The organism is Abyssibacter profundi, from assembly GCF_003151135.1.
In the GTDB taxonomy this organism is placed as follows: Bacteria; Pseudomonadota; Gammaproteobacteria; order Nevskiales; family OUC007; genus Abyssibacter; species Abyssibacter profundi.
Genome location: NZ_QEQK01000004.1, coordinates 43,849 through 62,164 on the forward strand (window position 1 = coordinate 43,849; position 18,316 = coordinate 62,164).

The 18,316-nt window shown below is 62.2% G+C and carries 14 protein-coding genes; 13 read left to right on the plus strand and 1 reads right to left on the minus strand.

What is annotated here, in order from left to right; translation table 11 throughout:
- Positions 1-15: 15 nt before the first annotated feature.
- A complete protein-coding gene (locus DEH80_RS04820) occupies positions 16-1,044 on the minus strand; it encodes a DnaJ C-terminal domain-containing protein (RefSeq protein WP_243412751.1) in 1,029 nt (342 codons plus the stop codon).
- 264 nt (positions 1,045-1,308) lie between these two features.
- On the opposite strand from DEH80_RS04820, the gene DEH80_RS17890 reads away from it, so the two are divergent.
- The 13 genes from DEH80_RS17890 to lapB all read left to right on the plus strand — a co-directional run bounded on the left by DEH80_RS17890 (position 1,309) and on the right by lapB (position 18,234).
- Complete coding sequence (locus DEH80_RS17890) at positions 1,309-4,176, plus strand: thrombospondin type 3 repeat-containing protein (RefSeq protein WP_207774476.1); 2,868 nt, start codon at positions 1,309-1,311, stop codon at positions 4,174-4,176.
- A gap of 209 nt (positions 4,177-4,385) precedes the next feature.
- Positions 4,386-6,959 (plus strand): DNA gyrase subunit A, encoded by a 2,574-nt coding sequence (gene gyrA / locus DEH80_RS04830; protein WP_109719354.1) that lies wholly within the window; start codon positions 4,386-4,388, stop codon positions 6,957-6,959.
- Between the two features lie 141 nt (positions 6,960-7,100).
- Complete coding sequence (serC, locus tag DEH80_RS04835; protein ID WP_109719355.1) at positions 7,101-8,183, plus strand: 3-phosphoserine/phosphohydroxythreonine transaminase; 1,083 nt, start codon at positions 7,101-7,103, stop codon at positions 8,181-8,183.
- A 4-nt stretch (positions 8,184-8,187) separates the two neighbouring features.
- Positions 8,188-9,366 carry a phosphoglycerate dehydrogenase gene (locus DEH80_RS04840; protein ID WP_109719356.1) on the plus strand — a complete coding sequence of 393 codons (1,179 nt, stop codon included), beginning with the start codon at positions 8,188-8,190 and terminating at the stop codon, positions 9,364-9,366.
- A gap of 21 nt (positions 9,367-9,387) precedes the next feature.
- The gene (gene pheA, locus DEH80_RS04845; RefSeq protein ID WP_109719357.1) at positions 9,388-10,494 is read left to right on the plus strand and encodes a prephenate dehydratase; all 1,107 of its coding nucleotides are present in this window, start codon (positions 9,388-9,390) and stop codon (positions 10,492-10,494) included.
- A gap of 37 nt (positions 10,495-10,531) precedes the next feature.
- Entirely contained in the window at positions 10,532-11,659 is a 1,128-nt protein-coding gene (gene hisC, locus DEH80_RS04850; RefSeq protein ID WP_109719358.1) for a histidinol-phosphate transaminase, read from the plus strand.
- A 6-nt stretch (positions 11,660-11,665) separates the two neighbouring features.
- A complete protein-coding gene (locus tag DEH80_RS04855) occupies positions 11,666-12,553 on the plus strand; it encodes a prephenate dehydrogenase (protein WP_109719359.1) in 888 nt (295 codons plus the stop codon).
- The gene (gene aroA, locus DEH80_RS04860; RefSeq protein WP_109719360.1) at positions 12,550-13,866 is read left to right on the plus strand and encodes a 3-phosphoshikimate 1-carboxyvinyltransferase; all 1,317 of its coding nucleotides are present in this window, start codon (positions 12,550-12,552) and stop codon (positions 13,864-13,866) included. Before DEH80_RS04855 ends, aroA begins: the two co-directional genes overlap by 4 nt.
- A complete protein-coding gene (gene cmk / locus DEH80_RS04865) occupies positions 13,863-14,543 on the plus strand; it encodes a (d)CMP kinase (RefSeq protein ID WP_109719361.1) in 681 nt (226 codons plus the stop codon). The genes aroA and cmk overlap by 4 nt, the downstream gene beginning before the upstream one ends.
- A gap of 121 nt (positions 14,544-14,664) precedes the next feature.
- On the plus strand, positions 14,665-16,344 hold the full coding sequence (gene rpsA / locus DEH80_RS04870) for a 30S ribosomal protein S1 (RefSeq protein WP_109719362.1): 1,680 nt from the start codon (positions 14,665-14,667) through the stop codon (positions 16,342-16,344).
- 124 nt (positions 16,345-16,468) lie between these two features.
- Complete coding sequence (locus DEH80_RS04875) at positions 16,469-16,753, plus strand: integration host factor subunit beta (RefSeq protein WP_109719526.1); 285 nt, start codon at positions 16,469-16,471, stop codon at positions 16,751-16,753.
- Positions 16,734-17,060, plus strand: coding sequence for a LapA family protein (locus tag DEH80_RS04880; RefSeq protein WP_165831295.1), 327 nt, complete (start codon positions 16,734-16,736; stop codon positions 17,058-17,060). Before DEH80_RS04875 ends, DEH80_RS04880 begins: the two co-directional genes overlap by 20 nt.
- The gene (gene lapB / locus DEH80_RS04885) at positions 17,053-18,234 is read left to right on the plus strand and encodes a lipopolysaccharide assembly protein LapB (protein ID WP_109719364.1); all 1,182 of its coding nucleotides are present in this window, start codon (positions 17,053-17,055) and stop codon (positions 18,232-18,234) included. Before DEH80_RS04880 ends, lapB begins: the two co-directional genes overlap by 8 nt.
- The last annotated feature ends 82 nt before the right edge of the window (positions 18,235-18,316 follow it).

Below are 18,316 nucleotides of genomic sequence, written 5' to 3' on the forward strand. Positions count from 1 at the left end.
GACACAATGGCCAGTTTACGCGCGGCCGTGCTCTCGACGAGGGTCGAACGAAAAAGCTGCGGCCATGCGCTCGTAGAGTTCTCGTTGTTCGCGTGTTTCTGCGCGCGGCGTCTGGATTTGCAAGGTCACGAATTGATCGCCCGCGGGGGAGCCAGGCATGCCACGGCCGCGCAGCCGCAGGGATTGGCCGGTCCGGGCACCGGGCGGCACTTTGAGCGTGACGCTACCCGCCAGGGTCGGCACTTCCAGCTTGCTGCCCAGCGCGGCCTCCCAGGGGGCAATGGGCATCAGCACGCGAATATCGGATCCGTCCAGTTCGAAGACGTCGTGAGGTTTGATGTCGACTTCCAGCAGCAGGTCGCCGCGCTGACCGGAAGGACCCGCACGGCCCTGGCCGGAGAGCCGGATCTTCTGGCCGCTGCGTATGCCCTTCGGAATCTGCACGTCCACCTGTCGCGCGCCGTGGCTGTCATTGAGCGTCAGCCGGCGCTTGATTCCATTGAAGGCATCTTCCAACGAAATCGAGATGCGCGCCGTTTGCGGTGACGGGCGCGCAGCCCGCCCGCCAAACGGATTCTGGCCGCCGAAATCTCCGGCCTGGAAGCCCTGTCCAAACAGGGTCTCGAAAAAGTCCGAGAAGCCGGACGCACCGCCAAACCCGCCTGCGCCAGCGTCCCAGCCGGGCGGGGGACGGAATTGCTGGCCGTTTTGCCAATTCGCGCCCAGCGCGTCGTATTGCTGGCGCTTTGCAGGGTCTTTCAGCACTTCGTAGGCCTCTGATATGGCCTTGAACCGATCTTCCGCGCCGCTATCCGTGTTCCGATCGGGGTGATACTGGCGAGCAAGCTTGCGGTAGGCGGCTTTGATCTCCGCATCGCTGGCACTGCGGGAGACGCCCAGTGTTTCGTAGTAGTCCTGAAATTCCATACGGGTCTTGCGTGCACCGAGTAGAGGGCTGCCGCAGTCATGGTGCCAGATCAGGCGAGTTTCAATGTCAGCGTCCAGTCGTTGGCGCTTGATGTCCGCGACCAAGGGGGCGCCCATGGCCACGGGCGTGCAGGGGGGCCGGCGGTCGACACCATCGGGGTGTCAGAAAAGCTGGCGCGCGATTTGCTGTCAAATTTCTGTAAACTTACCCGGCGTTCTGGGTCATCTTTCTTGGCGCAAGGCGTAGCCGCGATCGGTTCCGATCCTGCCGGCTGCGAGCGACTCGGACGCACTCCCACTACCGAAGCCCGGGCGTTTGGCGTCCGGGTGCGTCGCGTGTGCTTGTGCCCACGCGTGACCCTGGCATGACCCGAGGTTTGCATGATCGATTGGACCCGTTTACTCACCGCGCTTTGCGTTAGCGCTTCCCTGGCCGCCTGTTCCGGCACCGAGAGCCTCAGCCCTGATGACGGCGATTCTCCGGTCGGGGATGGCCAACCTCCAGTCACCGAAGCGCCGGGGATCGGCACGACCCAGCTCTTCAATGTGGAGGGCAGCATGGAGGGCTACACGCCCCCTTCCACCAAGTCGCATGGCGAGGGGCCCAGCCTGGAGTTCGTGGCGAATCTGCCGGCAGCCGAGCCGGGGTATCTCTATATCGACGCCGCGCTTTACTGGGACGATATCGAGGATTCACTGAGCCTGGAGGTCTTCGGCCCGGATGGCGCTGTCGTCGCCGAGGCGCTGGCCGAACCCGCGATTGATCAGACCATCCGTGTGGAAACCCCTGTCGAGGGTGCCTACCGCTTCGTCATCCATGAGCGCGAGACACGACCGGGCGAGCGTTTCAAGTTCGTCGCCTTTGTGACACGGGGAGAGGACGCCGGGGATGTGGTTGCAAACCTTTGCATGCAGGAAGGCGAAGAACAGGTAATCGCCGAATGGACGGGGACTGCGCCGAGTTCCGTGGGGGGCGTTCCGGGTACGACGGTTGATGAGGTGCTACCCATACCTGATGGCTGCGCCTACGACGAGTTGCAAGTGGATATCGCCTGGGATGTCGCCGCAGAAGATCTGGATCTGGACGTGCTGGACCCGAACGGAAGCGTCGTCGCCAGCTCCGGAAACCTGAATGCCGAGACCGGGGTGGCCGCAGAATCCGCCACGGCTGTGGCTCCACGCGCCGGTGACTATGTCGCGTCCACCAAGAGCTACAGCAACTTCGAGACGCCGTTTTCCGGTGTCGCAACCCTGCGCTGCGTCACGGTTGGTGGTTGCTACGAGTTGGTCGACGACACGGTCACCGAGTACCCGGTGCCGGTCCAGTCGACGCGAGTCATCGTGGGCGTGATGGACAGTGCGACCAACCCCTACCACGACTTCTTCTACGCCGGCAGCGAAATCTATCCGGAGCATGCGCCGACCGCTGTGACGCCCGCCGTCCTGGCCGAGCTTGGGGTCGAGCCGGAGAACCAGATCGAGTTGACGCGGACCGGTGACATCGCTGCCGACATCGAGGCCGACGCCGCCATCTGGTCGCGGGTGAAGCGTGGGGAGTTGGTCTGGTTCAAGGGCACAAACCTGCTGGCCATTTCCTTTGCCGGTACGGATGTCGAACCCCTGGTCCCGCAGCCGATCAAGTCATCTCATGGTGTGGGGACCAGTGCAGCCGTACTGAAGGCGAACCCCGAGGCCGTGGTGATCATGGTGGAGCAGGGCAACGACATCGGCAACGACCCCAGTCATGAATGGACCTTCCTGAATCCTTCGATTGATATCGTGTCGACCAGCTACGGCGTTTCGCTGGCCCTGGGCCTTTTGCCGGTGCCGGAGACGCGTGCTTTCCATGCCGGTTTTGACGGTGTGGTGGGGCAGGGCAAGCTGCATTTCAGCTCATCCGGTAACGGACCGGGTTTGTCACCCGCACGTGCAGGTGCCGGGCCTTGGTGGTCCATCGGCGTGTCGGGCAGCGAGGAGGACTCCTCCGAGGGCCGGACCATCACATCGGGTCGGTTGCCCGATTTCGTGTCGGACTTCGTGCAGCAGCTGCCGTATTGCATGGACTGTCAGTCGGAGATCGACACATCGGTGGGTGGGACCAGTTTTTCGACGCCGCGCGCGGCTGGTGTGGCCTCACGCGTCCTGCTCGAGGTGCGTCGTAAGTATGGCCATCGTGGCGGAGTGATTGATGTGGATGGCGTCCCGACCATGGCAGTCGGCGGCGAGATTCCACTCACCAACTGGGTGCTGCGCCGAGCACTGGAGGAGGCCGCCTGGGTACCGGGTACGCTGGGCGACCCCATCGAGATTGCGCTGGACCTGGCGACGCCGGTGATTCCCCAGCTGGCCTGGTTGGATTATGGCTGGGGTGATCTGTCCGCCCGCAGCGACAAACTGGTGGTTGAAGCTGCACTGACGCACCTGAGTCTGGGCGCATTGCCGCGGACCAAGCCTGTCGGTTTCTGCGAGTTCCAGACCGAGATCATGCTCGAGCGTATGACCTACTGGAACGAGATCGCCCCCTCGCTGCCCGACGTGTTTGGTGGCGACAGTGCGCAGCCGCTAGACAGCAATCCGTTCATCTTCTGTGACTCGGGCTTGCCACATCATCCGGCCAGCAATGATCCGGGTGGCAACTATGACCCGGCCGCTGATTTCGACGGCGACGGCGTGGCCAACGGCGACGACAATTGCCCTGAAGACCCCAATGCGGATCAGGCGGATGAAGACGGCAATGGCGTGGGCGATGCCTGCGATGCCCCGCCCAGCGATATCGATGGCGATGGTGTGGTCGACAGCGAGGATAACTGTCCGAATGCGGCCAACCCGGAGCAGACGGATACCGGTGATGACGGTGTCGGCGATGCCTGTGAGTCTGCTCCGGAGACCCCGATCGCCGAGCCGGGTCCCGGCACGGTCGAGGTGGTCAGCTATGACGGACCCACCGGGATCACGACTCCCGTGGTCTGCCTGGGGTGCGGCAGTGGCTCGGATGGCTTTGCCACGCACGAAGTTCGTTACGAGTTACCTGCGCTGGCCGCGTTGACCAGCTTGGACTTCACGCTGACCGCCGCGCCTGCTGAGCAACTGGATATGGTGATTTATAACCCGGCCGGAGAAGAAGTGACGGCGCCGGTGACCGACCCGATGCCGGGGTTGTACCTGGCGCAGATCACCGAGCTTGTCGCCTTTGAAGGGGGCTTTAACCTCAGCATCTCAACAACCTGTCCGGACACCGGCTGCAATTAATCGCGAGCGCGGCGCCTCGGGCGAGTGAGCGGCCGGCGGGTTTCCCCGTCGGCCGTTTTTTTGTTTCGGCGCTATGGGGGTGGCGTTCTACGGGTCAAGGCCCGTGAGCGCGAATACAGGCGCTCAGGGTGGTATAGTGGCCTGAGAAATCGCGCGCATAGACGCACGACCACCCTAAAAAAATCCACAGAACCAAGTGAAGTGAGCGGATGAGCGAGTTCGCAAAAGAAGTCCTGCACGTCAATCTTGAAGACGAGATGAAGCAGTCCTACCTCGACTACGCCATGAGCGTGATCGTGGGACGGGCACTGCCGGATGTACGAGATGGCCTCAAGCCCGTACATCGACGCGTCCTCTACGCCATGCGCGAACTCGGCAACGATTACAACAAGCCTTATAAGAAGTCGGCGCGTGTCGTCGGTGATGTGATTGGTAAATACCACCCGCATGGCGACACCGCCGTGTACGACACGATCGTGCGCATGGCGCAGCCGTTCTCCATGCGCTACATGCTGGTTGACGGGCAGGGCAACTTCGGATCGGTGGATGGCGACTCGGCCGCTGCCATGCGTTACACCGAGGTCCGCATGGCCCGCATTGCACACGAGATGCTGGCGGACATCGACAAGGACACCGTCGACTTCGTCCCCAACTACGACGAGTCCGAGTCCGAGCCGGCCGTACTGCCGACCAAGATCCCGAACCTCTTGGTCAATGGTTCGGCGGGTATCGCCGTGGGGATGGCGACCAATATCCCGCCGCATAACCTGACCGAAATCGTGAATGCCTGTGTGGCGCTCATCGACGATCCGGAGATTACGATCGAGGGCCTGATGGCGCATGTGCCCGCGCCGGATTTCCCCACGGCCGCCCTGATCAATGGCACAAGTGGGGTTCGTGAGGCCTACGAAACCGGCCGGGGGCGTGTCTACATGCGTGCCCGCGCCGAGATCGAAGAGCTGCCCAGCGGGCGTCAGGCCATTATCGTCACCGAGTTGCCCTATCAGGTGAACAAGGCGCGTCTTCTGGAAAAAATTGCCGAGCTGGTCAAGGAAAAGAAGATCGAGGGCATCACGGAGCTGCGCGACGAGTCCGACAAGGACGGCATGCGCATGGTGATCGAACTGCGGCGCGGCGAAGCCGGTGAGGTCGTCCTCAACAATCTTTATCGTCAGACCCAGCTGCAAACCGTGTTCGGCATCAACATGGTCGCACTGGATGGCGGCCAGCCGCGGACGCTTAACCTCAAGCAGGTTCTGGAAGCCTTCGTGCGCCATCGTCGTGAGGTCGTGACACGGCGGACCATGTACCTGCTGCGCAAGGCGCGTGACCGCGCCCATGTGTTGGAAGGGCTCACCGTTGCGCTGGCCAATATCGACGAGGTCATCGAACTGATCAAGGCAGCGGCCTCACCGGCGGAGGCCCGGGCTGCATTGGTCGCACGCCCCTGGGCACCTGGCCAGGTGCGCGACATGCTGGGTCGCGCCGGTGCCGAGGCATCTCGGCCGTTGGAGCTGGCCGAGGGGCTAGGCCTGACGGACGACGGCTATATGCTGTCCGAAGCCCAGGCGCAGGCGATTTTGGATTTGCGCCTGCACCGACTCACCGGCCTGGAGCAGGAGAAGCTGGTTGGCGAGTACCGCGAGATTCTCGAGCAGATCGCTGAATATCTCGAAATTCTCGGCAGTATCGCCCGTTTGCTGGAGGTCATCCGTGAAGAACTGATCGCCGTTCGGGAAACCTATGGCGATGTCCGCCGGACCGAGATTCTCGAAGACTTCATCGGCCTGGATCTCGAAGATCTGATCACCCCGCAGGATGTCGTGGTGACGTTGTCGCACGAGGGTTACGTCAAGAGCCAGCCGCTGGACGTTTTCCAGGCGCAGAAACGCGGTGGTCGCGGCAAGCTGGCATCCAGCTTCAAGACGGATGACTTTATCGATGCGCTGTGGGTGACCCACACCCATGACACGCTGTTGTGTTTTTCGTCGGCGGGCAAGGTTTACTGGCTTAAGGTCTATCAGATTCCACAAGGCAGTCGGGGTTCACGCGGCAAGCCCATCGTCAATCTGCTGCCGCTCGAGGGCGATGAGCGTATTTCGGCCGTGCTACCGATCAAGGATTTCGGCACGGGCGAGTCGGTGTTCTTCGTCACCCGTCAGGGCGTGGTCAAGAAGACCGAACTGGAGGCATTCTCGCGGCCCCGCGCCAGCGGCATCATCGCGTTGGCGCTGCGGGACGACGATGCCCTGGTCGGCGCGGCACTCACAGATGGCACCCGGGACATTTTGCTGGTCGCCGACAACGGCAAAGGTATTCGCTTCCCCGAGGCCAATGTTCGCTCCATGGGACGCACGGCGGCGGGTGTGCGTGGCATGAAGCTGGGCAAGGAACAGTCGGTCATCTCGCTGCTGATCTGCCAGGACGGCGACGTGCTCACGATGTCCGAAGCCGGCTTCGGCAAACGCACGCCGGTGGATGACTATCCACTGCGTGGGCGGGGTGGCCAGGGCGTGTTCGCGCAACGACTCACCGATAAGACCGGCAAGCTGGTCGCCGCGATTCAGGTTGGCGAAGACGACGAGATCATGCTCATCACCGAGTCAGGCAATCTCAATCGTCAGTCGGTATCAGGCATCTCCCAGCTGAGCCGCAATACGCAGGGCGTCAAACTGATTCGTCTGGCACAAGGGGACCGTCTGGTCGGTGTCGACCGGATCGCCACCGAAGCTGAGGACGACGACGATGGTGAGGCGGGCGCCGGGGACGGAGCAGCCGAGTAGGTTGCGCTTTTTCGCTCGCCCGCGGTCACTTTGTCGCCCGGGCGAGCGGCTGGCGTCGCACATGTTGCAGGGCGACATGAACGCCTGATCGGTGTACCCTCCCGCGCCGCAATGCCACTCGGCCAACCCATTGGGAGTCCCATGACGCGCGTCTTTAATTTCTCCGCCGGCCCGGCCACGTTGCCGATTGATGTGCTTGAGCAGGTACGCAATGACCTGCTGGACTGGAACGGTTCCGGTATGTCCGTGATGGAAATGAGCCATCGCGGTAAGGAATTCGTCGCCATTGCCGAGCAGGCCACGGCCGACCTGAAATCTTTGTTGGGCGTGCCGGACAACTACAGCATTCTCTGGATGCAGGGCGGCGCGACCGGCCAGTTCTCGGCCATCCCTATGAATCTACTCCGGGGTGGGTCGACGGCCGACTACGTTGTGACCGGTAGCTGGGGCAAGAAGGCCATTAAGGAGGCGGGTCGCTTCTGCACCGCGAATACGGCGGCACGACCGGTGGACGACGTGTTCACCCATGTGCCCGCGCGCGAACAGTGGAATCTAGACCCCAACGCCGCTTACGTGCATTACACGCCGAACGAGACCATCGAAGGTGTGGAGTTCCCCGAGGTGCCCGACGTCGGTGACGTTCCGCTGGTTGCGGACTTTTCATCTACGTTCTTATCCCGGCCTATCGATGTCGAGCGTTTCGGACTGATCTACGCCGGCGCGCAGAAGAACCTGGGCCCGGCGGGCGTCACCATTGTGATCGTCCGTAACGATCTGCTGGGTCAGGCGCTGCCGCAAACCCCGACCGTGCTTGATTATCAGCAGATTGCAGCAGCCGATTCCATGCTCAACACACCCCCGTGTTTTGCCTGGTACGTGTGCGGGCTGGTCCTGCAGTGGATCAAGGCGCGTGGGGGGCTGCCGGCCATGGCCGAGCGCAACGCCCGTAAGGCCGGCAAGCTTTATGACTACATCGATGGCTCCGGCTACTACCGCAATCCGGTGCGCCCCAGCGACCGCTCGTGGATGAACGTGCCGTTCACGTTGCCCGATGCCGGGCTGGATGCCGCGTTTCTCGCCGGCGCCGGCGAGATCGGCTTGTCAACCCTGAAGGGCCACCGAAGCGTCGGGGGAATGCGGGCAAGCCTCTATAACGCCATGCCCGAAGCAGGCGTCGATGCGCTGATCGATTACATGAAAGAATTCGCCAGAACGAACGGCTAACGCTTTGAATAAATACAAGATTCAGACGCTTAACAATATTTCGCCGAAGGGACTGGGCCGGTTTCCTCTGGAGCGGTACGAAGTGGCTTCGGACCTGTCGGAGCCTGACGGCCTGGTGCTTCGGTCTGCAAGCCTGCATGGCATGGCAATCCCTCCCTCACTGAAAGCCGTGGGGCGGGCCGGTGCCGGTACGAACAACATCCCCGTGGCGGAGATGAGCAGTCGGGGGGTGGCCGTCTTCAACGCGCCAGGGGCCAACGCCAACGCCGTCAAGGAACTGGTGGTCACTGGGATGCTGCTGGCGGCTCGCAACATCATTGCGGCATGGGACTTTGTTCATGGCCTGGACGGTGATGCCGACACCATGGGCCAGGCCGTCGAAGCAGGCAAGAAGCAGTTCAAGGGCTTCGAGCTGCCGGGGCGCACCCTGGGCGTGGTCGGTCTGGGCGCGATCGGCGTCAAGGTGGCCAATGTTGCGCAAGACCTGGGCATGCAGGTGATTGGCTACGACCCGGCCATTACCGTGGGCAATGCTTGGCAACTGGATGCCAGCGTCGAGCAGGCGCATACGGTGGAGGAGTTGCTTTCGCGGTCGGATTTCGTGTCCCTGCACGTGCCGCTTATCGACGCAACCCGCGGGCTGATCAATGCCGACCGGCTCAAGCTGATGAAGACCGGGGCGACATTGCTGAATTTCTCGCGGGCGCCCATTGTTGACGAGACGGCCGTGCTCCAAGCCCTGGAGCAGGGCGGTTTGCATCGCTATGTCTGCGATTTTCCGACGCCCGAGGCGCGGGGGCGTGCTGGGGTCATCGCGTTGCCGCATCTCGGTGCATCGACACAAGAGGCCGAGGATAACTGCGCGGTGATGGTGGCGGATCAGCTCCGTGATTACCTGGAAACCGGCAACGTGCGCAACTCGGTCAATTTTCCCGAGGCCGTCCTGCCGATGACGGATGGTGCGGCTCGACTGGCGGTTGCCAATCGTAATGTTCCGAACATGGTGGGGCAGATTTCCACCGTGCTGGCGCAGCGCGGTCTGAATATTGCGGATTTGCTGAATAAATCACGTGGTGACCTGGCATACACATTGGTCGATGTCGACGGCGAGCTGCCCGATGCGGTACTCGATGAGTTGCGAGGCATTGATGGCGTGCTTTCCGTGCGCGCCATTGACCATTGATCCAGCACGAGACCGAGGCGGATGACGGACCATCAAGACAGACTGGCGGCAGCCCGTAAGTCGATTGACGAGCTGGATCAATCGATTCAGCGACAGATTTCCGATCGGGCGCGTCTTGCGCAGGAAATCGCGATCATTAAACAGAAATCGGGTGACGTCGGCGATATGTATCGACCGTCACGCGAGGCCGAAGTGCTGCGTCGCGTCATGGATCGCAACGAGGGGCCGCTGACCGGTGAGACGATGGCCAGGCTCATGCGCGAGATCATGTCCGCCTGTCTGTCGCTGGAGTCGCCGTTGACGGTGGCCTATCTGGGACCGGAGGGCACCTACACGCAGGGTGCTGTGCATAAGCATTTCGGCCATGCCGTCCGTTCACGGCCGATGGTGGCGATCGACGAGATCTTCCGTGACGTTGAGGCCGGGAACTCCCATTACGGTGTCGTGCCCATCGAGAATTCCTCCGAAGGGGTGGTGAGTCATACCCTGGACTTGTTCGTGTCCAGCCCGCTGCGTATCTGCGGTGAGGTGACCTTGCCGATCCACCACCACCTGCTCAGCGATCAAGAGCTGCCAGATGGCATCACCAAGGTGATCGCGCATCCCCAGTCGCTGGCCCAGTGCCGGACTTGGCTGCAGACACGGTTGCCCGCAGCCGAACTGGAAACGGCATCCAGCAATGGCAAGGCCGCGCGCCTGGTTTCGGACCACCCCGGGCAGGGCTGGGCAGCCATTGCAGGGCGGCCAGCCGCAGAGCTCTACAAGCTCAAGATCGCGGCTGCGAATATCGAGGACGAGTCGGACAACACGACCCGATTCCTTGTGATTGGGCGCCAGCAAACTGACCCGACCGGCGACGATATGACGTCCTTCGTCTGCTCGGCCCATGGTGGCGACCAGCGCCCCGGCGCATTGTTCGAGTTGCTCAAGCCGTTCTCGGATGCCGGGGTCAACATGACGCGGATTGAGTCACGGCCATCGCGGCGGGGCAACTGGAACTACAATTTCTATATTGATGTCGCCGGCCATGCCGACGAAGCGCCCTTGAACAAGGTGTTGAAGGCGGTGGAGTCACGGTCCGACCTGTTCAAGATTCTCGGGTCGTATCCACGTGCACCCCTGGGCTAGCGCGCGGCGCTCACCACGACCGACGAGTAGGTAGACCATGATCGATTTCAAGCAGCTAGCAATGCCCGGGCCCGTGGCGCTCAAGCCGTACACACCCGGCAAGCCGGTGGAGGTGCTCGAGCGCGAACTCGGGATCACCGGGTCGATCAAGCTGGCCAGTAACGAAAATCCCCTGGGGTGTAGTCCGGCGGTCACCGCTGCGGTGCAGTCTGCGCTAGGGGGCGAGTTCTTCGCACGGTACCCGGACGCCGCAGGCCACGAGCTGAAGGCGGATCTTGCGGCCTACCATGGCATTGAGGCCGAGCGCATCACGCTGGGTAACGGGTCCAACGATATTCTGGTGCTGCTGGCGCAGGCCTTGCTGGGTCCTGGACGCGCGGCCGTGTTTTCGGATTACGCGTTTGCGGTCTACCCGATTGCCACCGCTGCGGCCAGTGGGCAAGCACGAATTGCCAAGGCGTTGGGGGCTGATAGCGACATGCCCTACGGGCACGACCTGGACGCCATGGCTGCCCTGATCGATGACACAGTGCGGCTGGTTTTTGTGGCCAACCCGAATAACCCCACCGGAACCTGGATCGAGCCAGACGCCTTCGAGGCATTCCTGCGTGGGGTGCCGCAAGACGTCGTTGTGGTGTTGGACGAGGCGTACTACGACTATCAGCCCGAAGAATGGCGCATCGACGCCCGCCGGTTGCTGGATGCCTACCCGAATCTTGTAGTGACCCGGACCTTCTCCAAGGTCTACGGGATTGCCGCGATGCGTGTCGGCTACGGGCTGTCTCATCCAGGTCTGGCCGACATTCTCAATCGTGTGCGTCAGCCCTTTAACAACAACGCGGTTGCGCATGTCGCCGCTCGCGCCGCGCTGGCAGACAGCGATTTTGTCGATGAGTCGGTTGCACTGAATCAGACTGGGCTTGCGCGACTTCGGCAGGGTCTGGACCAGCTGGGTCTGGGGTATCTGCCCACCCATGCCAATTTCCTCACCTTCGATCTCGGCCGCGACGCGGCGCCCGTCTATGAAGCCTTGCTGCGCGAAGGCGTGATCGTCAGACCCCTGGCTGGATACGGGATGCCGCAGCATCTGCGCGCAACGGTGGGCACGGCAGATGAGAACGAGCGATTTCTCACGGCGCTCAGCCGTGTGATCGCTGCCAGTTAAGCCGGGATGATTCAGGCGTCATCGGTCGCCATTTATGGCGTTGGTTTGATTGGTGGGTCGGTTGCGCTGGCGTTGCGTGCCGCCGGCTATACCGGGGAAATCATCGGCTATGGGCGGCGAGCGTCCGAATTGGCGCGGGCGGTCGACTTGGGGGTCGTGGACCGATACGGCCTGGATGCCGGCGACGTGGCCGCCCAGGCGCAGCTGCACCTGGTCTGCGTACCCGTGCTGGCCATGCGCCAAGTCTTCGATGCGATCGCAAGCCAGCTCAAACCGGGCGATGTGATCAGCGATGTCGGTTCGACAAAGCAGTCCGTGATTGAGGCGGCGCGGGCGGCCTTTGGCGAGTTGCCGGGTGGGTTCGTGCCTGCGCACCCCATTGCGGGGACGGAGCGGACCGGGGTGTCGGCCGCATTCGATTCGCTTTATCGCAATCGGCTGGCGATTCTGACGCCGACCGAGGCCAGCACGGAAGCTGCCGCCATGGAGGTCGAGCGACTGTGGCAGGCCTGTGGTGCGCGCACGATTCGCATGGGTGCGGCGCACCATGATGACGTGCTTGCAGCCACCAGCCATCTGCCTCATATGCTGGCATTTGCGCTGGTCGAGTTGCTGGCTACCCGTCCGGATCACGACGAAATTTTCATGTACGCCGCGGGCGGATTTCGCGATTTCACACGCATCGCCTCCAGTTCACCGGACATGTGGCGTGATATCGCACTGGCCAACCGGGGGGCGGTCGCCGCCAATCTGGATGCCCTGATTCTGCGGCTACAGGACCTACGGTCCGCCATTGCCTGCGAAGATGCCGATCAAATCGAGTCTGTCTTCCGTCGCGCCAAGCAGGCACGCGACGCCTATGTGAATCTCACCGAGCAAACTCCGGACCCATGACCGAACCGTCCAGCGTCATTCGAGTAAAAGCAGGCGGGCCACTGCGCGGCATCGCGCAGGTGCCGGGCGACAAGTCCATCTCTCATCGGGCGGTCATGCTGGGCGCCCTGGCCGATGGTGTGACTTCGGTGGAAGGCTTCCTCCAGGGCGAGGACTGTCTCGCGACCCGGCGCGCTTTCGAAGCCATGGGTGTGCTCTGCGAGGACAGCTCAGCGACGGGAATGCGCATTCATGGGGTCGGCCTGCATGGCCTGTCGGCTCCGGCGCAGGCCTTGGACCTGGGGAACAGCGGTACGTCCATGCGGCTGATGTCCGGCCTGCTATCCGGGCAGGCTTTCTCCTCCACGCTGACCGGCGATGCCTCCTTGTCGCGACGCCCCATGCGGCGCGTCAGCGAACCGCTAGCACGCATGGGGGCTTATATTGAAGCCAGCGATGCCGGGACCGCGCCGCTGCGTATTCACGGCGGGCAGGCCCTCAAAGGTCAGCCGTTCGAGTTGGCCGTGGCCTCGGCCCAGGTGAAGAGTGCTTTGTTGCTGGCAGGCTTGTACGCCGATGGCGTGACCTGCGTCACCGAGCCGGGCATTAGTCGCGATCACACCGAGCGCATGCTGGCCAGCTTCGGGGTGGATGTTCGGGTCCAGGGCCGTCGATGTGAGTTGCGTGGCGGTCAGCGGCTCGCCGCCACCACCATCGATGTTCCGGCGGACCTGTCGTCGGCGACGTTTCCGCTGGTGGCTGCAGCGATTACCTCGGGTTCCGACGTCAAACTGCCCAATGTTGGCGTCAACCCCTCGCGGGCCGGGGTGCTGAAAATTCTGGAGATGATGGGCGCCCAGATTGAGCTGCAGAATGTGCGTGCCGCGGGTGCCGAACCCGTGGCGGATTTGCGGATTCTTGCGAGCACGCTGCATGGGGTCGAGGTGCCGGCTGCGCTGGTGCCGCTGGCCATTGACGAGTTTCCTGCCTTGCTGGTCGCAGCCGCCTGCGCGCAGGGTGAGACCCGGATTTCCGGTGCCGAGGAGTTGCGTGTCAAGGAATCGGACCGGATTGCTGCGATGGCCGCCGGTCTCAAGGCCGTCGGTGTGCAGGTCGAGGAGAGACCCGACGGCATTATCGTGCAGGGTGGGGCGGTCTCCGGTGGAGTCGTCGAGTCCTTTGATGACCACCGCATCGCAATGGCCTTCGCGGCATTGGGGGCGGTCGCACCAGACGGAATAGAAATTCGTGATGTGGCCAATGTGCGGACATCGTTTCCGAACTTCGTGCCACTCATGGCGCAACTTGGATTGCAGATTGAGGAGTGGGCATGACAGCGCAGGCGCCGGTCATCGCGATCGATGGGCCCAGTGGTGTTGGGAAAGGGACGCTGGCCCTGTCGGTTAGCCAGGCCCAGCAATGGCACCTGCTGGACTCTGGAGCGCTTTATCGCCTGGTGGCGTTGAGTGCGCTGCGGCGTGGCACCGCGTTGGACGACGCGCGGGTGCTGGGCGAGACTGCCCGCCACCTGCCGGTCCGGTTTGAGGTTGTCCAGGATCAGGGCGTGCGTATCGATTTGGACGGCGATGACGTGACCCGGGCCATTCGTGAAGAGTCAGTGGGCGAGGCCGCATCGCGCGTGGCCACCTTGCCAACAGTGCGCGCCGGCTTGCTGGATCGGCAACGGGATTTTCAACAGGCCCCCGGCCTGGTGGCAGATGGCCGTGACATGGGGACGGTGGTGTTTCCTGACGCCGCTCTCAAGGTCTTTTTGACGGCATCGGCGTTGGTACGCGCGCGGCGACGGGCCGCGCAGTTGAGCGTTTCCGAAGACAGTGCTATTTTTGAACGGATTTACTCTGATATTATTCAGCGTGATGAGCGTGATGCGACCCGTGCGACGGCGCCGTTAAAGCCCGCCGACGATGCCGTGATCATCGATACCTCCGAGCTTGGCATCGAGCAGGTATTCGACCGTGTCATGGCGCTGATTGCAGAACGACGCCTGTAAGGCCGTCTCGCCACACTGACAGTTTAAGCCCGGGGCGCCAAGGATTGGCGCCCCGATTGTTTTTGACAGCCCCGGCATTTACGGATGAACCGCCGGTACAAACCAAGTGTGTTTAATTCTTATGTCTGAAAGTTTTGCTGAACTCTTCGAGCAATCCATTGCTCAACAAACCATGCAACCGGGTTCGATTGTTACGGCCCGTGTTCTGCAGGTTAAGCCGGATGTGGTCATTGTCGACGCGGGCCTGAAGTCCGAAGGCGTGATCCCGATCGAGGAGTTCTACAACGACTCCGGTGAGCTGACCATCGGCGAAGGTGACGACGTCGAAGTCGCCCTGGAGACCGTTGAAGATGGCTTTGGCGAGACCAAGCTGTCCAAGGAAAAGGCCGAGCGCATCAAGACCTGGGACCGGCTGCAGAAGGCGTTCGACGACGAGGAAATCGTCGTGGGTCAGATCAGCGGCAAGGTCAAGGGTGGTTACACCGTCGACGTGGGCAATGTCCGCGCGTTCCTGCCGGGCTCGCTGGTGGATATCCGTCCGGTGCGCGACACCGCCTACCTGGAAGGCAAGCCGCTCGAATTCAAGGTCATCAAGCTGGATCGTGTGCGCAACAACGTCGTGGTCTCACGTCGCGAAGTGCTGGAAGCCGAATACTCGGTGGAGCGCGAGGCGCTGATCGAGAAGCTGCAGGAAGGCATCGTGCTGCAGGGCGTGGTCAAGAACCTCGTCGACTACGGCGCGTTCGTCGATCTGGGCGGCATCGATGGTCTGCTGCACATCACCGACATGTCCTGGAAGCGCGTCAAGGATCCGTCGGAAGTTGTCGAAGCTGGCCAGGAAGTCGAAGTCAAGGTGCTCAAGTTTGATCGTGAGCGCATGCGCGTCTCCCTGGGGCTGAAGCAGCTGGGTGAAGATCCCTGGGTCGATATTGCACGTCGTTACCCCGAGTCCACCCGCCTGTTCGGCAAGGTCACGAACATTACCGATTACGGTGCGTTCGTCGAAATCGAAGAAGGTGTGGAAGGCCTGGTTCACGTGTCCGAAATGGACTGGACTAACAAGAACGTGTCTCCCGGCAAGGTCGTGCAGATCGGCGACGAAGTCGAGGTCATGGTGCTGGATATCGACGAGGAGCGTCGTCGTATTTCCCTCGGTATCAAGCAGTGCATCCCCAACCCGTGGGAAGAGTTCGCCCAGAACTTCCAGAAGGGCGACAAGGTCCGGGGCGCCATCAAGTCGATTACGGACTTCGGCATCTTCATCGGCCTGGACGGCGGCATCGATGGTCTGGTCCATCTGTCCGACCTGTCCTGGAACGAAGAAGGCGACGATCTGGTCCGCAACTTCTCCAAGGGCGAAGAGATCGAAGCCGTTGTGCTGTCCATCGATGCCGAGCGTGAGCGCATTTCGCTGGGCGTGAAGCAGATGGAACAGGATCCGTTCGCGTCCTACATGGGCCGTCATCCGAAGGGCTCCATCGTCACCGGTACCATCCGCGAGGTGGATCCGCGTGGTGCCGTCATCGATCTGGAAGAGGGCATCGACGGTTACCTGCGTGTGGCCGACATCGCCCGCGAGCGGATCGAGGACGCCCGCACGGCGCTGACGGTTGGCGAGCAGGTGGAAGCCCGCATCGTCGGTATGGACCGCAAGACCCGTTCGATTTCCCTGTCCATCAAGGCCAAGGAAATGAAGGAAGAGGCCGATGCCGTGGCCGAGTACAGCCGCAGTGCTCAGACCGGCACGACCAGCCTGGGTGATCTGCTCAAGGAGCAGATGGGTGACGGCAAGGACGCGTAAGCGCATCTTGCAATCGCTGTAAGCTTAGGAAAATAAAGAGGAAAAAAGCCCGTGGCGTGTTGCGCGCCACGGGCTTTTGTTCTAGTGTGGCCGGGTGATGACCGATAGGAGCGCGACCGCGTTCATGACCAAGTCTGAACTCATCGATCAATTGGCCGACCAGCAACCCCATCTCTCTCACAAGGATGTGGAGCTGGCAGTCAAGTTGCTACTGGACAAGATCACGGATTCGCTGGCCGGCGAGGACCGGATCGAGATCCGCGGATTCGGCAGTTTCTCGCTGCATCACCGGCCGCAGCGGATTGGTCGCAACCCCAAGACGGGCGATGCGGTTGTCATCCCTTCGAAAGCCGTCCCTCATTTCAAACCCGGCAAGGAGCTGCGTGAGCGTGTCAACGGAAACAGCTGACCAGCAACGTAGCGCCGTCGGTCGGGTTCTCATGGTGCTGGCGCTCGTCCTGGTGTTCTGCCTCGGCGTGGCATTGGCCTTCACCAACACCGAGCACGTCACCGTCGACTTGCTGGTGGCCGAATTCTCGGGCCCGCTGATCTTCTGGATGGTGATCGAACTGCTGATTGTGGTCGTCATCATGCTGGCGGTCAGCGCGTTGCGCGTGGCCCGTCTCAAGCGCCAGATCAAGCGGCAATCCCGCCAAATCAAGGATCAGGAGGCCGAACTCAAAAACCTTCGGAACCTCCCGATCCACGATGTTTGACGCATTCGGCCTAGCGCTGCTGCTGATGCCCATGGCCGGAGCCGTGGGCTGGTATCTGCGCAGCCGCGTCCGCCCACCGGAGGCTGCGGCCGCTCCCAACACCGATTACCTGCAAGGTGTGCAGTATCTCGTCAACGACGAGACCGACAAAGCGATGGATGTCTTTATCCGCCTACTCGAGGTCGATAACGACACGGTGGAAACGCATCTGGCGCTCGGGTCGTTGTTCCGACGGCGCGGCGAGGTCGATCGGGCGCTACGGGTTCACCAGAATCTAGTCGCTCGGCCTAATCTCGATCACCAATACCGCAATCGGGCCCGATTGGAACTGGCTCAGGACTACATGAAGGCAGGCGTGCTGGATCGGGCCGAAGGGCTTTATCTGGAGCTGCTGGAGCAGGGCATGTTTCTGGACGTGGCCCTGGCGTCGCTGGTGTCGATTTACGAGAAAGAACGCGATTGGGAGCGCGCCATCGAGGCCACCCGTCGTCAGGAAAAGGTGCAGGGCCGCCCGGAGCCCCGTCGCCTGGCTCAATATGCCTGTGAGCTGGCCGAGGAAGCACTGTGGCAGAAGGACACCAAGACCGCGCTGCAGTGGACCAAGAAAGCGCTGGCCGATGATCGCGACTGTGTCCGCGCCAGCCTGTTGGAAGGCAAGGCGCGTGAGGCCGCAGAAGATCCCAAGGGGGCCATCCGTGCCTACCGACGCGTCGTCCGCCAGGACACACGCTATGTTGTTGAAACGCTGCAGCCGCTTAAACGGTGCTATGCGGCCGTTGATGATCGCGATCAGTGGTTAAGCCTATTGCACGAACTGGCGAGCGCTGAGGCGCCGCCGGCAGTGCAGATTGCGCTGGCGGACGAGATTGGTAACGGGCAGGGCGTCGAACGGCTGGCCGAGTACCTGTCGCACACGCCATCGTGGACGGCATTCAACCATCTGTTGGCGCTGAATCAGACCGAATTACCAGGGCCATTGGCGGCCCCCCTGGAGACCCTGCATACGGCGCTAAAAGCCACGCTGGCCAGCGCACCGCTCTACGCCTGCCAGCAGTGTGGTTTCTCTGGTCGGGCGATTCACTGGCAGTGTCCGAGCTGTCGCCACTGGTCTTCCATGGTGCCGGTGTCTGACGTCGCGCGTCCTGGAATGGGCTCGCGCCAGGCCGCATCGTGATGCCGGCAGCGCGCCAGTCGTCAATTCGACCTTCGTCGAACAATTACCTATCCTGAGATGACTGGGGTGCGCGTCTAAGGAG

Bases quoted from the DNA above. Each gene is read 5' to 3' on its own strand.
- lapB (WP_109719364.1), top strand. From the start codon at position 17,053: ATGTTTGACGCATTCGGCCTAGCGCTGCTGCTGATGCCCATGGCCGGA.
- cmk (WP_109719361.1), top strand. From the start codon at position 13,863: ATGACAGCGCAGGCGCCGGTCATCGCGATCGATGGGCCCAGTGGTGTT.
- DEH80_RS17890 (WP_207774476.1), top strand. From the start codon at position 1,309: ATGATCGATTGGACCCGTTTACTCACCGCGCTTTGCGTTAGCGCTTCC.
- serC (WP_109719355.1), top strand. From the start codon at position 7,101: ATGACGCGCGTCTTTAATTTCTCCGCCGGCCCGGCCACGTTGCCGATT.
- gyrA (WP_109719354.1), top strand. From the start codon at position 4,386: ATGAGCGAGTTCGCAAAAGAAGTCCTGCACGTCAATCTTGAAGACGAG.
- rpsA (WP_109719362.1), top strand. From the start codon at position 14,665: ATGTCTGAAAGTTTTGCTGAACTCTTCGAGCAATCCATTGCTCAACAA.
- aroA (WP_109719360.1), top strand. From the start codon at position 12,550: ATGACCGAACCGTCCAGCGTCATTCGAGTAAAAGCAGGCGGGCCACTG.
- hisC (WP_109719358.1), top strand. From the start codon at position 10,532: ATGATCGATTTCAAGCAGCTAGCAATGCCCGGGCCCGTGGCGCTCAAG.
- DEH80_RS04875 (WP_109719526.1), top strand. From the start codon at position 16,469: ATGACCAAGTCTGAACTCATCGATCAATTGGCCGACCAGCAACCCCAT.
- DEH80_RS04855 (WP_109719359.1), top strand. From the start codon at position 11,666: ATGATTCAGGCGTCATCGGTCGCCATTTATGGCGTTGGTTTGATTGGT.
- DEH80_RS04820 (WP_243412751.1), bottom strand. From the start codon at position 1,044: ATGGGCGCCCCCTTGGTCGCGGACATCAAGCGCCAACGACTGGACGCT.
- pheA (WP_109719357.1), top strand. From the start codon at position 9,388: ATGACGGACCATCAAGACAGACTGGCGGCAGCCCGTAAGTCGATTGAC.